The 14,357-nt window shown below is 44.0% G+C and carries 12 protein-coding genes and 1 pseudogene; 4 read left to right on the top strand and 9 right to left on the bottom strand.

What is annotated here, in order from left to right:
- Window positions 1–57 precede the first annotated feature (57 nt).
- A complete protein-coding gene (locus GQR42_RS11460; protein ID WP_158200084.1) occupies window positions 58–555 on the bottom strand; it encodes a 2TM domain-containing protein in 498 nt (165 codons plus the stop codon).
- A gap of 61 nt (window positions 556–616) precedes the next feature.
- Window positions 617–1,954 carry an FADH(2)-oxidizing methylenetetrahydrofolate--tRNA-(uracil(54)-C(5))-methyltransferase TrmFO gene (trmFO, locus tag GQR42_RS11455; RefSeq protein WP_158200083.1) on the bottom strand — a complete coding sequence of 446 codons (1,338 nt, stop codon included), beginning with the start codon at window positions 1,952–1,954 and terminating at the stop codon, window positions 617–619.
- A gap of 241 nt (window positions 1,955–2,195) precedes the next feature.
- Here trmFO and GQR42_RS11450 point away from each other — a divergent pair, with 241 nt between their 5' ends.
- A complete protein-coding gene (locus GQR42_RS11450) occupies window positions 2,196–2,474 on the top strand; it encodes a hypothetical protein (RefSeq protein WP_004266820.1) in 279 nt (92 codons plus the stop codon).
- Between the two features lie 280 nt (window positions 2,475–2,754).
- On the opposite strand, the gene GQR42_RS11445 is transcribed toward GQR42_RS11450, so the two are convergent.
- Window positions 2,755–3,834: a PIN/TRAM domain-containing protein gene (locus GQR42_RS11445; RefSeq protein ID WP_158200082.1), complete on the bottom strand. Its 1,080-nt coding sequence runs from the start codon at window positions 3,832–3,834 to the stop codon at window positions 2,755–2,757.
- Between the two features lie 435 nt (window positions 3,835–4,269).
- On the opposite strand from GQR42_RS11445, the pseudogene hemW reads away from it, so the two are divergent.
- Window positions 4,270–5,443: pseudogene (hemW, locus tag GQR42_RS11440) on the top strand (radical SAM family heme chaperone HemW).
- Between the two features lie 244 nt (window positions 5,444–5,687).
- Here hemW and GQR42_RS11435 read toward each other — a convergent pair.
- Window positions 5,688–6,008: a cupin domain-containing protein gene (locus GQR42_RS11435; protein ID WP_158200081.1), complete on the bottom strand. Its 321-nt coding sequence runs from the start codon at window positions 6,006–6,008 to the stop codon at window positions 5,688–5,690.
- On the bottom strand, window positions 6,008–6,580 hold the full coding sequence (locus tag GQR42_RS11430; RefSeq protein WP_158200080.1) for a shikimate kinase: 573 nt from the start codon (window positions 6,578–6,580) through the stop codon (window positions 6,008–6,010). The genes GQR42_RS11435 and GQR42_RS11430 overlap by 1 nt, the downstream gene beginning before the upstream one ends.
- 233 nt (window positions 6,581–6,813) lie before the next feature.
- Between GQR42_RS11430 and GQR42_RS11425 the strand changes: the two genes are divergently transcribed.
- A complete protein-coding gene (locus GQR42_RS11425; protein ID WP_158200079.1) occupies window positions 6,814–7,887 on the top strand; it encodes a Gfo/Idh/MocA family protein in 1,074 nt (357 codons plus the stop codon).
- Between the two features lie 55 nt (window positions 7,888–7,942).
- Here the strand turns inward: GQR42_RS11425 and GQR42_RS11420 are convergent, their stop codons facing one another.
- Together GQR42_RS11420 and hisD are read right to left on the bottom strand one after the other, a co-directional pair.
- A complete protein-coding gene (locus tag GQR42_RS11420) occupies window positions 7,943–8,278 on the bottom strand; it encodes an excalibur calcium-binding domain-containing protein (RefSeq protein ID WP_158200078.1) in 336 nt (111 codons plus the stop codon).
- Between the two features lie 93 nt (window positions 8,279–8,371).
- Window positions 8,372–9,676, bottom strand: a complete 1,305-nt coding sequence (gene hisD, locus GQR42_RS11415; RefSeq protein WP_158200077.1) for a histidinol dehydrogenase — start codon at window positions 9,674–9,676, stop codon at window positions 8,372–8,374.
- A gap of 66 nt (window positions 9,677–9,742) precedes the next feature.
- Between hisD and GQR42_RS11410 the strand changes: the two genes are divergently transcribed.
- Complete coding sequence (locus GQR42_RS11410; RefSeq protein WP_158200076.1) at window positions 9,743–10,429, top strand: hypothetical protein; 687 nt, start codon at window positions 9,743–9,745, stop codon at window positions 10,427–10,429.
- Here the strand turns inward: GQR42_RS11410 and GQR42_RS27720 are convergent.
- The gene (locus tag GQR42_RS27720) at window positions 10,338–10,652 is read right to left on the bottom strand and encodes a hypothetical protein (RefSeq protein ID WP_199273308.1); all 315 of its coding nucleotides are present in this window, start codon (window positions 10,650–10,652) and stop codon (window positions 10,338–10,340) included. The genes GQR42_RS11410 and GQR42_RS27720 overlap by 92 nt on opposite strands.
- Before the next feature lie 38 nt (window positions 10,653–10,690).
- Window positions 10,691–14,254: a methionine synthase gene (metH, locus tag GQR42_RS11400; protein ID WP_158200075.1), complete on the bottom strand. Its 3,564-nt coding sequence runs from the start codon at window positions 14,252–14,254 to the stop codon at window positions 10,691–10,693.
- Between the last annotated feature and the right edge of the window lie 103 nt (window positions 14,255–14,357).

Below are 14,357 nucleotides of genomic sequence, written 5' to 3'. Positions count from 1 at the left end.
TGTCCTTTGTGTCTCTGTGGTTCACAAAAACAAAAAAGGCTTAATTTGGCAACAGTATTAAAACTGTAAAAACTTTTTAATTTGTGTCCAAAGATTTGTAAAAGACTCTTTCATTTCCTCCTTAATTTTCCAGCGTTGAAATGCTTCTTCGTAGGCAATTCCTTGATTTTGAAAAGTTTTCCAAGCCGAGAGAGAAAGAGGTAAACCCATCAGCAAAAAGATATAAATTGCCCAAGAAATTGTTCCCGCACCAATTAAATTAATCGTAAGAAAAAAACTATTAATAATCAGATAGCGAACGGTTTTATGTTTTAGCTCCTCGCGACGAAAGCGATCGAATTCTTGCCGCTTATAACTGAGCATTTTTGACTCTTGCCAGTCCTTTTCCGCCGCTTCTAAGTCTTTAACTTCAATAGCTAAATCGTCGGCAATTTCTAACAACTGTTGACGGGTAATTTCTCCCTTATCCCCTTGACGGGAGATAGCCAAATAGAGAATTTCCTGCACATCCTCTTGACTGTAGGATTGGGGAGGGAAAAAATCGGGGTTTGGCATAGCGATAGAGAAAGAAATAGGTTCCTTCTCTATTATGGGCGATCGATTTAGCGATTGACAGTTAGACGAGACAGGGAGTTTTTAGCTGATTCATCCATGCTTCTAAATCCTGCAAAGAGCGATCGGCATATTGACCGTAACGTTCCCGTTTATTGCGGATTTTTCTGGTAAAATTTGGCAAAATGCCAAAATTTGGCGGCATCGGTTGAAAATGTTTCGGTTCGGCACTGCTGATAAACTCAAATAATGATCCCATCATCGTTGTGGTCGGCAATGTCACCGTTTCTAATCCTAAAGCTAAACGAGCGGCATTAGTTCCCGCTAACCATCCCCCAGCAGCCGCAGCCGTATAGCCTTCCGTCCCGATTAACTGTCCTGCCGCTAATAGCGTCGGTCGCGATTTAAACTGGAGACTGGAGGATAATAACTGGGGAGAATTGATAAAGGTGTTTTTGTGCATCACCCCCATGCGGACAAATTCGGCCTTTTCTAACCCCGGAATCAGACGGAAAACTCGTGTTTGTTCACCCCATTTTAAATTAGTTTGAAATCCCACCATATTCCACAATTGCCCCGCTTTATCTTCCATTCGCAACTGTATAACTGCATAGGGACGTTGATCCGGATATCTGGTATCCGCTAATCCCACCGGTTTCAGGGGACCAAAACGCATGGTATCTTCTCCCCGACAGGCTAATTCTTCGATTGGTAGGCAAGCCTCGAAAAATTTGGCATTTTCTCGCTCAAAATCCTTTAATTCTGCCTGTTCTGCCTGTTTTAACTCTTGCCAGAAATGCAGGTATTGTTCCCGATCCATGGGACAATTGAGATAGGCGGCCTCACCTTTATCGTAACGAGAGGCCAGAAAAGCGATCGATTGATCAATCGATTCCCCTAGAATAATCGGACTAGCGGCATCAAAAAAACTCAGATAGTCCAGACCCGTGAAATTTTGCAGATCTGCGGCTAAAGCAGCACTGGTTAACGGTCCGGTGGTTAAAACGACGATACCATCCCGGGGAATTTCCGTGATCTCCTGACGTTTTAAGGTGATTAGAGGGTGGTTGGCCAAGATTTCCGTCAAATTTCGACTAAAGACCCCTCGATCGACCGCTAAAGCCCCTCCTGCGGGGACACTATGCTGATCGGCCTGGGCAATAACTAGAGAGTTTAAGCGTCGTAATTCTTCATGGAGTAACCCAGTAGCGCGATCCACTGCCATGGCACCAAAGGAGTTACTACAGACTAATTCGGCTAAAAATTGGCTATGATGGGCGGGACTAGAGCGAATTGGGCGCATTTCGTGCAGGATCACGGGAATACCTGCTTGGGCTATCTGCCACGCCGCCTCAGTCCCCGCTAATCCTCCACCAATTACATGAATAGGGCGATCGATCATAGTTGGGAGAAAATGGCTAGAGTAGGACTATTTTAGCGTTAGTTCCCAGTCACCAAAAAATAGGACGGGCTGACGGCGATCTCATAAAGATTGGGGCTGATCACAAACTCAGGTTATAATTAAAGAAGGGATAGAATATTATATTTTATCTCGGCACCGGTTTTGCTTTCGAGAAGGTGGCAACACCGCCCCACTTTCTCACCATCTCCTTCCAGATGGGCTAGTTAGCGGTTTGACTTCTATGAACACCAATTATCTTGAAGAATACCAAAAATACCTAGCCGAATGGCAGAAACTGCTTCTGTCCGCTTGGGGTAATGGTGTTCCCTCGACTACATCAGTGTTTGAGTTTCCGGAAACTTTGGTTAAATCCCTCGAATATCAACAAGAATGGGTTAAATCCTATCTAACCGCCCAAGAAACCGCCACCAAAGTTGCCCTCGATAGTCAGAAACAATTCTGGGATAGTTATTTCGGTTTTGCTCGTCAGTCCATGGCTGTAATCAATAAACCGGCCTAATTTAGGGACTTGCGCTTTGATAATGTACCTTTTGGGCGAACGCAGTTCGCCCCTACATTGTGGACAAAAAGGGACTTGCGCTTTGATAATATGCCATCTGGCTGGTCTGATTCTTCTACAGAGTGATTTTCAAAGCTGGGATATTATTCCCACGCAAGTCCCTTAGATATAAATTGGCTAGATGGTTCAGTTAGTGACTTAACTTCCCTTAAAAAATGAAATTCCTCAAATACAATCCCCTCTGGCCCTGTATTTGAGGCTTTTTTAGGTTTTATTCCCTTTAAGCAATCAGGGAATTTTGGGGTTTCGCAAAAATCATCCGTCCAGCAGAGGTTTGCAGTGCAGATGTCACCACTACCCGTAATTCTCCCCCTAGATAATCTTTTCCTTCTTCTACCACTACCATCGTGCCATCTTCTAGATAACCGATGCCTTGGGTGGGTTCTTTTCCTGCTTTAAGAATTTTCAGATCCAACGTATCCCCGGGCAAGTAGATCGGGCGTACTGCTTGAGCGAGATCGTTGACATTCAAGATGGTGACTTTTTGCAGATTGGCCACTTTACTGAGATTATAATCGTTAGTGAGCAAGGTGGCGTTAATTTCTTGGGCAAGATGGACTAATTTAGCATCTACAGTGCTAATATCCTCATAATCGGCCGGATGAATGACAATGCGATCAGGGAATTCTTGCTGCATCCGGTTTAAGATATCTAATCCTCGTCTTCCTCTAACTCGTTTTTGGTCGTTACTGCCATCCGCTAACTGTTGCAATTCCTGAAGGATAAATTGGGGAATGAGTATCTGTCCCTCGACAAATCCCGTGTCTAACAATTGTTCGATACGACCATCGATAATACAACTGGTGTCAACAACTTTGGTGGCGGCCGCTTGCAGGGTTCCCTCTGCCACTAAAATTGATTCCATACTATTGGGGTTAATCAGACGCAAAAAAGTGCGACCGTGGGTATCAGCTAAACTAACCCCCAGATAGGAAAACATAACACTGCCTAAAATGGCGATTATCGGCTTGATAAACGAGAATTCTCTGGGAATCGGTAGGAAGAAAATCGGAGCTAGGATCAGATTAGCAATCAACAAACCGATAACTAGACCGACCGAACGGGTTAAAATAACTTCGATCGGAGTTTGTCGTACTTGGATTTCTAGACGACGATAGGTAGTTTGGGCAACTAAACCAAGGGCTAAACCAATAATTGAGGCAAAACCCGCCGATAACCAGCGTAAAGCTTCAATATTGCTGATTTGCGACTGGACAGTAACCGGCAGCAAGTCCACACCACTATAACCAATACTGGCAATAGCGAAGACGAATAGTAAAATTATGACAGCATCAAGCATGGGGATAATACCAGAGAGGATAGAGGGGAATGATGGTAGATAAAATAATGAGTATGGATGCTTTTATATTATATCCGTGGGTTTCTCCTAATTTGTGTCGGGAAAGTTGCTTTCATTCTAGGAGATGTTCTCCCCAGCCATAATACATCTTAACGAAGATAAACGAAATTACAGTCCTCAGCCTTGAATCAGTTATCAGATGCGAGTTACAGCGTTTCTCAGATAGATGAGGTTCGTTCTTGCATCTAAAATGCTTGATTAGCAAGGGTTAGTCTCTGCTTCACCTTGACGAGAAAGGCTGTAGGATATTAAATCCAGTTATTAAAAACTGATTATTTATTCTCCGTTTTGCATGAGTGCATGAGTAGAAAACGGGTTTCTCCGAGAAACCCGTTTTCTGTGATTACTGTTCACTGTTCACTGATAACTGCTTTAATGTCCTATTTTCACCCCGTAACCTCGGTTTATATTCATATTCCCTTTTGTCGTCGGCGCTGTTTTTACTGTGATTTCCCGATTTTTGTCGTCGGTAATCACACCAATCCAGCGACTTTTCCCCCCGTGATTGAGTATGGGGAAATATTACAACAAGAAATTAGCCTTAGTCAGGGAACCGGGAAACCTCTAGAAACAATTTTTTTTGGGGGGGGGGACTCCTTCCCTGTTACCAGTGGAATTATTAGGGACAATTCTAGATACTTTAGCCAAAAAGTTTGATTTTGCGGCCGATATAGAGATTTCTATGGAGATTGATCCGGCTACCTTTAGTTTAGAACAATTACAGGGTTATCTTAGCGCAGGAGTCAATCGGGTTAGTTTAGGAGTACAGGCTTTTCAAGAACCATTATTACAGGTTTCTGGTCGATCGCATACTGTTCAGGATATCTATCAGGCAGTGGAATTAATTCGGGGATTGGGAATAGTTAACTATAGTTTGGATTTGATTTCGGGATTGCCACAACAAACCCTCACAGATTGGGAAAATTCCCTAGAAAAAGCGATCGAACTGCAGCCGGCCCATCTTTCCTGTTACGATTTGGTCTTAGAAGCGGTTACTCCTTTCGGTAAACAGTATCAACCGGGGAAAAAACCCTTACCCGATGATGAAACCACGGCGAAAATGTATGTTTTAGCTGGTGAAAAACTAGCTTTAGCTGGTTATCAACATTACGAGATTTCTAACTATGCTAAACTGGGTTATCAATGCCGCCATAATCGAGTTTACTGGGAAAATCGTCCCTATTACGGTTTTGGTATGGGGGCTGCTAGTTATCTTCATCAACAACGTTTTACCCGTCCGCGCAAAAGTCGTGAATATTTCGCTTGGGTGAAAGAAGGCTGCCCAATTGAGGTGGAGAAAAATAGTTTTATCGATGATCTTCTCGAAACCTTGATGCTGGGGTTAAGGTTAGCGGAAGGAGTGAGTTTACCCGCCATTGAAGCTAATTTTGGTTCGGAAATCAAAAAAACAATTTTAGAGGTCTTAGAGCCGCATAAACAGCGTAATCTAGTAATAATTGAGGGGGATAGCAGGGTCAGATTAAGCGACCCTGAAGGTTTTTTGTTTTCTAATATCGTTTTAACCGATTTATTCGATCGCTGGCAATAGTCAGGGTCTGCTGAAAAAGTTTGTTGGTGGGGGCAGGGTGTGGGGTGTAGGGTGTAGGGTGTAGGGTGTAGGGTTTTACCGATTTTGAGGTAGTCAGTTACCTAATTTTCAGGGAAAAAGTACCTTAATTTTACCCCCGATCACTCCAATGGCTGGCACTTTTTGAGGGGAAAAAAGTCCAAAAGTCTTATCCAACAAGGTTTTTAGATTTATTCAGCAGACCCTAGTTAGAAACTAGATTTTACTAGCGATAATGGATAGCTAACCAAATACAAGGGGGATTATTGCTAGTCAATTCGACTCGATGTTTTTGGTGAGGAGGAATCAGTAGATAATCCCCTGCTTGCAGATTAACTCGGCTGCCATCTTCATAACTAATCTCGGCAAAACCCTGTAATAAAATTACCCATTCAAAGTCAGATTGATCGTACCATTGACCGATGGGAGTGGTTTGACCAGTGGAAATAATTCTTTCCAGACGAATAGCCTGACTTTGGGCCAAAATTTCCAGAATTTCTCGGTCAGGAATTAGTTCAGGTAAATCAAAAATTGAAGCTGCTGTCATTAGTTATGATCCCTTTCTGGATGAAAATCTTTAATCACCGTCGGTATTGCTGTTAAAATTTTCTCAACGATATCAGCAGGTGTATCTAGGTCAGAAACAACAATCCGAAGATCTGCTTCTGCATAAAGTCCTCGTCTTTGTTCTAATAATAATTCCAGTTTACTTTCTAAATCAGTGGACTCAAGCAAGGGACGAGAGGTATCTTGTTTTAAACGTTTAACCAAGACTTCCAGAGGAACATCTAACCAAATCATTAAACCGTGACGAAGATAACTCCAATTTATCGGTTTTAAAACCATCCCTCCCCCGGTAGCAATCACAGTTTTAGTCAGAGAGGATAATTCGGCCAAAACTTGGGTTTCTAACTCCCGAAAAGTCGCTTCTCCCTCGTCGGCAAAAATTTCCCTGATTTTCTTTCCCGCGACCCTTTCTATTAATATATCTGTATCAAAAAAACGATATTGTAAACGTCGGGAAAGCAACTCTCCCAGGGTGGATTTGCCGGCCCCCATCATTCCTAGCAAAAAAACACTTAATCCCCGTAAGGAGTTCAAATCCGTTGAATTGTCCATAGTTAAAATTTAGCTGAATGTAGTCCTCGCTACTCAGGGATGATGTTTTGATAAGCATTTAGGAGTAAAAACCCGCAGATGAAATCAGAAAATCTTCTTAGAACCCCCATTGACACCGACATCGTGTCAGAATCTGGATAACCATGATACCATCTTGGTAATTAATGGACAAAATCAGCTTGATTAATTTAATCAAGTGGTGTGAGGAGTGTGAACACAGGAGTCTAAAATTCATGTCCAATCAACCAGCAAACTTTCCGGGTAATAGAAATCAACTGAAACCGATTAAAGTCGGGGTTATCGGGGTCGGTAACATGGGACAACACCATAGTCGCATCCTGAGTTTATTAAAAGACGTGGAATTCGTCGGGGTGGCCGATGTCAACGTCGAAAAGGGACTGGAAACTGCCAGTAAATACCGAGTCCGTTTTTTTGAAAATTATTTAGACCTCTTACCTAGGGTAGATGCGGTTTGTATCGCTGTCCCCACGCGGTTACACCATCGAGTCGGGATGGACTGTCTGCAAGCGGGAGTACATACCTTGATCGAGAAACCGATCGCCGCTAGTATTAGTGAAGCGGAATCTTTAGTCAACGCAGCAGCCGATCACGATTGTATCCTGCAAGTGGGTCATATCGAGCGTTTTAATCCCGCTTTCCAAGAGTTATCGAAAGTCTTGAAAACCGAGGAGATTTTAGCGATTGAATCCCATCGCATGAGTCCCTATTCCCAGCGCGCTAATGATGTGTCGGTGGTGTTAGATTTAATGATCCACGATATAGATTTAATTTTAGAATTAGTCGCCGCTCCTGTGGTGAAATTAACCGCTAGTGGTAGTCGCGCTGCCACTGATTCCGGTTATCTCGATTATGTCACTGCCACCCTTGGTTTTAGTAATGGAGTAGTGGCTAATTTAACCGCTAGTAAGGTGACTCATCGCAAGATTCGCCGTTTAGCGGCCCACTGTAAAAATTCTCTCACAGAAGCGGATTTTCTCAATAATGAAATCCTCATTCACCGGCAAACCACCGCTAACTATAGCACCGATTACGGTCAAGTTCTCTACCGTCAAGATGGTTTAATTGAAAAAGTTTATACCAGCAATATTGAACCCCTACACGCGGAATTAGAACATTTTGTTCATTGTGTGCGCGGTGGGGACCAACCTTCTGTCGGTGGGGAACAAGCTTTAAAAGCTTTACGATTAGCTAGTTTAATCGAACAAATTGCCCTTGATGGTCGCGTTTGGCAACAATCGGACTGGAATTATCAATATCTTAATTCTCCCGTGATTACCGCTTCTTAATTGTTTCTACCCCGATTCTTTCTCGAAGTAAGAGAATTGGGGTGAGGAACCAAAATTAGTTATTTTGAGAACTTTCCCAACATTTTTCTGAGGATTTTTTTCCACACCATTGACTTTCACAGGGAACTCCATCACCGTCTCCATCCATTTTGACATTGGGGCAGTTTCTCAAGAAAAAAGTTGCTTCTGCACAGGATGTCATCTGGGAACAGTGAGTTCTACCATCGCAGCGGAATTGTGGAGAAGGACTAGGTTTTTTCTGGGGATTGGGACGATTATTGTTGTTAGCTACGGCTAAATTATTGAGGGTTTGATTGCCAGAAATTGGTGATTTTATTGATATTTGTTCGCTCAGAAAACCCAGAATTAAAATAACAATTAATTTTTTCATAAAATGCTTACCTGATTCTCTGCTCTTATCATAGTAGCAGATAGGAGACAGGATAATAAATCAGAGTTATTCCCTGTTTCCTATTCCCTGTATTTAGAGTAAAATTTCCCTGTGTTGAATTGCTAATTTATGGGCGGGAAAACCCTCGTACTCGGCTAAAGTTTTTGTGGTTTCTTTTAACTTTTCAAAGCCTTCAGGGGTGACATAAGCCAAAGTGGAGCGTTTCAGAAAATCATAAACCGAAACCGCCGAATAGGAACGAGCAAAACTTCCTGTCGGCAGCACAGCATTTACCCCGATGGCGTAGGTAGCCATAGAGGAAGGAGTATGATTGCCCAGGAGAATTTCTCCAGCATTTTTAATCTTGCCCAGAATGGCAAAAGGATTACTAACTAAAAGCTCTAGATGTTCCGGGGCGTACTCATTGACAAAATCGAGGGATTGCTGCAAACTATCGGTTAAAATTATGCCCCCATAGGCGGCTAAACCCGCCTCACAGAATTCCCGTCGCCAATCCGGGAGTTTTTGCAGGTATTCCTGTGCATACTCACTAGCAGCGATCGCCACCTGTTCACAGTGGGTGACTAATAAAGCCGCCGAATCCGCCCCGTGTTCCGCTTCAATTAATAAATCCAAGGCCGCTAAACGGGCATCGGTGGACTCATCGGCCAAAACTATCGACTCACTCGGACCTGCCGGCAAACCCACATCCACAGTGCCGAACAGTAACCGCTTGGCCGCCGCCCCATAGACGCTGCACGGACCGGTAATTTTGTCAACCCTTTTGATATTTTTTGTTCCCAAAGCTAAAGCAGCGATCGCTTGTACGCCCCCTAATTTATAAATTTCTTTGACTCCAGCCATGCGCGCCGCCACCAGAGAAACCGGTTCCACGTTGCCCTGTTTATCGGGGGGAGTACAAACCACAACTCTTTCCACTCCTGCCACCATTGCCGGTATGGCTAACATTAACATCATCGAGGGAAAAGCGCCGCGGCCCCGGGGAACGTATAAACCCACACTGGGGATAGGAGAGATTTTTTCGCCGGCAAAGACACCCGTTTCAATTTCTGCCAGTTGTATTTCTTCCGGCATTTGGCGACGATGTACCTCTTGAATATTCCGGAAAGCCTGTTCAATAGCGGTTTTCACTTCCGGTTCAATTAACTGAAAAGCCTGCTCAAATTCTGCCTCGCTGACTTTGATATTTTCTACCGTCGCACCCTCGTAGTCAAAACGCCGCACATAGTCCACAACGCCGGCATCTCCCCGCTCGCGGATGGTTTCTATCACCGTTTGAGCGACTTTGAGGGCGTTATCAATATCTAACTCGGCTCTTTTCTGAAGTTTTGCCCGTTCCGCGCTACTTAATTGCGAAAGTTTTAATATTCTGACCACTATTGCTGCTCCTACTGCCCCTCGTCCTCTCAAGAATAGCGGGGAATCTGATCTTTTTTGATTATAATGCAGATCATGTTTAAGCTCTCTTGCTGTTCTGTAAATGCGATCGCTCTTGGTTTATTATGGGGGGCGATTGGTCCGGTGTGGGCAGAAACGGAGTTAGACTTAGACCCGAAAATTCGGCAAGAAAGCCCCGTTTTAGAGCGTTGGTTAGAAAAAATACCCGATATCGCCGAAGATATTCGCAATGATCCTAGTTTTCGCACTCGTATCCGTTTAGGATATGCCGAGTTTCCTTCTAGCGATAATTCCAGTGGCGTGATTTTGGGGGTAGAAGATGTGTTTTTCGGTCAAACCAGTTTAACCCTAAGTGGCGATTATCAGACGGCTTTTAACGGCAAAAGGACGGCCATAGGAGCAAATTTACAATACTATTTCCTCCCTTTGGGCGATTATGTCAATCTGGCTCCCATGGTGGGCTATCGTTACATTCAAACGGGAAATTACAGCACCGATGGGCTTAACTTAGGATTAAAGCTCAAATTAGCCCTTTCTCGCACGGGGGCGGCAGATATCACCGTCAGTCAGAGTTTTATCTCCCCAGGGGGTGCTAACGAGGTGGGATTGACTACTCTTTCGGTTGGTTATGCGATTACCTCTAATTTACGTTTAGCTGCCGATATTCAAGCCCAAAATTCCCGCGCTCGTAAAGATAGCTCCCTGGGAATTTTACTGGAATGGCTGCCCTAATTAGGGTTTGCTGAAAAAGTTTTTCGGTGGGGGTAGGGTGTGGGGTGTAGGGTGTGGGGTGTGGGGTGTGGGGTGTGGGGTGTAGGGTGTGGGGTGTAGGGTGTGGGGTGTAGGGTGTGGGGTGTGGGGTGTGGGGTGTGGGGTGTGGGGTGTAGGGTGTAGGGTGTGGGGTGTGGGGTTTTACCGATAAAAACTCACACCTGATAACTGAATCACTGATCACTGATAACTGATCACTGATCACTGATCACTGGTCACTGATTAGGTACTAAAGTATTTAGCGGTGGGGTGATAGGTGATAATGGCGGTGGTGGATTGTTCTGGGTACAATTGTTCGCTTTCGTCCATAGACATCCCAATGCGATCGCATCCTAACAGATCTAATTGCTTGTATTGATCCTGAATATTGGGACAAGCGGGATAGCCGAAACTATAGCGAGAACCCCGGTAACGCTGTTGTAGTATATCGCGGATATTATCAGGATCGAACTCGGCGAAACCTAACTCGCGACGGATGCGGGTGTGGGTCCATTCAGCCATAGCTTCGGCGGTTTGGACGGCCATGCCGTGATAATAGAGGTATTCGGTATATTCGTTGGCATCAAAGAGAGATTTAGCGTATTCCGTGGCGATTTCCCCCACTGTCACCGCTTGCATCGGGAAAACGTCGATGATACCGGATTCCTGCGGGGCGAAAAAGTCAGCAATACAGAGACGACGACCAGATTTCTGGCGAGGAAACTCAAAAATGGCGATCGGTTGCAGATTTTCGGGTTTTTCGCCCGCTTGTATCGATTCGGGATCGTAAATTAAGAGGGAATTACCGGACGACTGACAGGGAAAATAACCATAAATTAATGTGGGGTTTAGTAAATTTTCCTTGACAATTTTCTCTTTCCATGCTGCTAGAATTGGATGAACTTTTTCCTGTAAAAACTGGTCGTATTCTTGCTTCGATTGGCTTTGTGGTTTGCGGAATTGCCATTGACCGACAAATAAAGCTTGTAGGTCTAAATACCAGAAAACCTCCTCGATGGGAATTTCTGCTGCTGTTAATATTTTAGTACCCCAGAAGGGCGGTGTTGGTCGGGGAATATCAACTGCCACCGCTTCCGAACGACGGGTATCAATAACTAATTCTTGGTTCACAGTGCCATCGGTAAAAATAGTATCGGGATTAACCTTTAATTCTTCTGCGACAACCGTAGTTTTTTCTGCCTCGGCAAACTCCGCTAAAAAGCCTTTGCCATCATCCCATTGACCCTCAGCTTTAGCGGGCATTAATTTATCCATAAAATGCAGGTCAGAGAAGGCATCTTTACCATAGATAACCTGTCCCTTGTAGGTTTTTTGACAGTCATCATGGACAAATTTGGGAGTTAAAGCTGCCCCACCAAGGATAACGGGAACGGTGATTCCTTTTTCATTAAAAACCTCTAGATTTTCCTTCATAAAAGCCGTCGATTTCACCAATAAACCGCTCATGGCGATACAATCGGCTTGATGTTCTTTGTAGGCTTCGATGATATTTTCTACGGGTTGTTTAATGCCCAAATTAATCACCTTATAGCCGTTATTGGTCAAGATAATATCAACTAAATTTTTACCGATATCGTGAACATCCCCTTTAACTGTTGCGATAATAAAAGTTCCTTTGGCATTATTATCCCCCTCTTTCTTCTCCATAAAGGGTTCTAAAAAAGCCACGGCCGCTTTCATAGTTTGGGCTGATTGGAGAACAAAAGGTAACTGCATTTGTCCCGAACCAAATAACTCCCCCACTACCTTCATCCCATCCAGGAGAAAAATATTAATAATATCTAGGGGTGGATAGTCCTGTAAAGCTTGCTTTAAAGCTTCTTCCAGTCCCAATCTTTCCCCATCAATAATATGCTGTTTTAAGCGTTCCTCCACGGGTAAATTAGCATTACTAGAGGGGTCTTTTTTAGTGGTTTTACCCGCAAATAATTCGGTTAATTTGGTCAGGGGATCATAAACACAGATATCGCCATCAAAACGACGATTATCATAGATTAAATCCCGACAAACTTGCTGATATTCTGGTTCAATTTTTGCCAGAGGAAGAATCTTATTGGCGCTGACGATTGCCCCATCCATCCCCACCTGCATCGCTTCGTGGAGGAAGACAGAATTTAATACCTGACGCGCTGCCGGATTCAAGCCAAAAGAGATATTAGACACACCTAAAAGAATGTGACATTCGGGCAATTCTTGGCGAATTCGGCCCATTGCTTCGATAGTAGCCTTGCCATTTTCTCGGTCTTCTTCGATACCAGTAGAAATCGGTAAAGCTAGAGGATCAAAAAAGATTTCGTAGGGAGCAATTCCGTATTCTATCGCCGCATAATAGGCCCGTTTAGCTATCTGGAATTTTTTCTCGGCAGTGCGGCCCATTCCTTCTTCATCAATGGTTCCAATTACTACCCCCGCGCCGTATTTTTTCGCTAAATCCAAGACTTGATAAAAACGCGGTTCCCCGTCTTCGTAGTTAGTGGAGTTCAGGATACATTTACCCCCCGCTACTTTTAAACCCGCTTCCATTTTTTCCCATTCGGTGGAATCTAACATCAAAGGTAGGGTGACATTATTAACTAAACGAGAGGCTAATTGGTGCATATCGCGCACCCCATCCCGGCCGACATAATCGACGTTGACATCGAGAATATGCGCCCCTTCTTTTACCTGCGCTTTCGCCATCGATACTAAACTATCCCAGTCTTCAGCATTGAGAAGTTCCCGACATTTTTTAGAACCACTGGCGTTTAATTTTTCCCCGACAATGAGAAAAGAATTATCTTGAATATAGGGTTGGGTGCTGTAGATAGAAGCGGCGGAGGGTTCATAATGATAATGACGAGATTTCGGAGTTAAACCCTGACTTAGTTCCGCTAAAGCTTGAATATGGTCAGGACGAGTACCACAACAACCGCCGATAATTTGTACTCCCAAATCTTCGATAAAGTGCATTAAAGCCATTTTTAATTCTAGGGGAGTGAGGCGATAATGAGCTTGACCGCCGACATTTTCCGGTAAACCAGCGTTAGGAATACAAGAAACAATAAAAGGGGAATTTTCCGAGAGATATTTAATATGGGGTTTCATTAAATCGGGACCCGTGGCGCAGTTAAGTCCCAAAATATCAATTTTATAGGGTTGTAAAATAGAGACAACGGCGTTAATTTCTGTTCCTACTAACATCGTTCCCATGGTTTCCATCGTCACCGAAACCATGAGGGGCAATCGTTGACCTTTTTTCTGAAATACTTCTTCAATAGCATTTAAAGCCGCTTTAATTTGCAGGACATCCTGACAGGTTTCTACTAATAATAAATCTGCCCCGCCATCGTACAGACCCTCTACCTGTTCCACATAGGCATTTTTGAGCGTATCAAAGTCAATATGACCCAAAGTGGGCAGTTTTGTCCCCGGTCCCATGGAACCCGCCACAAAACGGGGTTTTTCGGGGGTAGAGTATTTATTAGCGCAAGCTTTGGCCAGTTCGGCGGCGCTTTTGTTGAGATAATAGGCTTGATCGGCTAAATCATACTCGGCTAAAACTATCGAGGTTCCCCCGAAGGTGTCGGTTTCAATCACATCCGCACCCACTGCTAAAAAAGCTTCGTGGACTTTCGCTACGGCGCTAGGTTTCGTATGGACAAGATACTCGTTACACCCTTCGTATTCTGCCCCACCAAAGTCCTCGGCCGTCAGATTTTGGCTTTGTAGGGAAGTTCCCATCGCTCCATCAAAGACGAGGACGGGATGCTTGGGACCGTTGAGGTAGTCAAGAAAGGGGCTATTCATAGAGAGATTTACTGCTATAGCATTTTGAAAGTTTATTGTAATACGGTTACTAGAAATCTGCTATCGTCGGCATTTCAGTTATCAGTGATCAGTTATCAGTTAT

The organism is Microcystis aeruginosa FD4 (assembly GCF_009792235.1).
In the GTDB taxonomy this organism is placed as follows: Bacteria; Cyanobacteriota; Cyanobacteriia; order Cyanobacteriales; family Microcystaceae; genus Microcystis; species Microcystis viridis.
This window is presented reverse-complemented; position numbering and strand designations above follow the sequence as displayed.

Coding starts and splice junctions, on each gene's coding strand:
- GQR42_RS11460 (WP_158200084.1), bottom strand. CDS start 555: ATGCCAAACCCCGATTTTTTCCCTCCCCAATCCTACAGTCAAGAGGAT.
- trmFO (WP_158200083.1), bottom strand. CDS start 1,954: ATGATCGATCGCCCTATTCATGTAATTGGTGGAGGATTAGCGGGGACT.
- GQR42_RS11450 (WP_004266820.1), top strand. CDS start 2,196: ATGAACACCAATTATCTTGAAGAATACCAAAAATACCTAGCCGAATGG.
- GQR42_RS11445 (WP_158200082.1), bottom strand. CDS start 3,834: ATGCTTGATGCTGTCATAATTTTACTATTCGTCTTCGCTATTGCCAGT.
- GQR42_RS11435 (WP_158200081.1), bottom strand. CDS start 6,008: ATGACAGCAGCTTCAATTTTTGATTTACCTGAACTAATTCCTGACCGA.
- GQR42_RS11430 (WP_158200080.1), bottom strand. CDS start 6,580: ATGGACAATTCAACGGATTTGAACTCCTTACGGGGATTAAGTGTTTTT.
- GQR42_RS11425 (WP_158200079.1), top strand. CDS start 6,814: ATGTCCAATCAACCAGCAAACTTTCCGGGTAATAGAAATCAACTGAAA.
- GQR42_RS11420 (WP_158200078.1), bottom strand. CDS start 8,278: ATGAAAAAATTAATTGTTATTTTAATTCTGGGTTTTCTGAGCGAACAA.
- GQR42_RS11410 (WP_158200076.1), top strand. CDS start 9,743: ATGCAGATCATGTTTAAGCTCTCTTGCTGTTCTGTAAATGCGATCGCT.
- metH (WP_158200075.1), bottom strand. CDS start 14,254: ATGAATAGCCCCTTTCTTGACTACCTCAACGGTCCCAAGCATCCCGTC.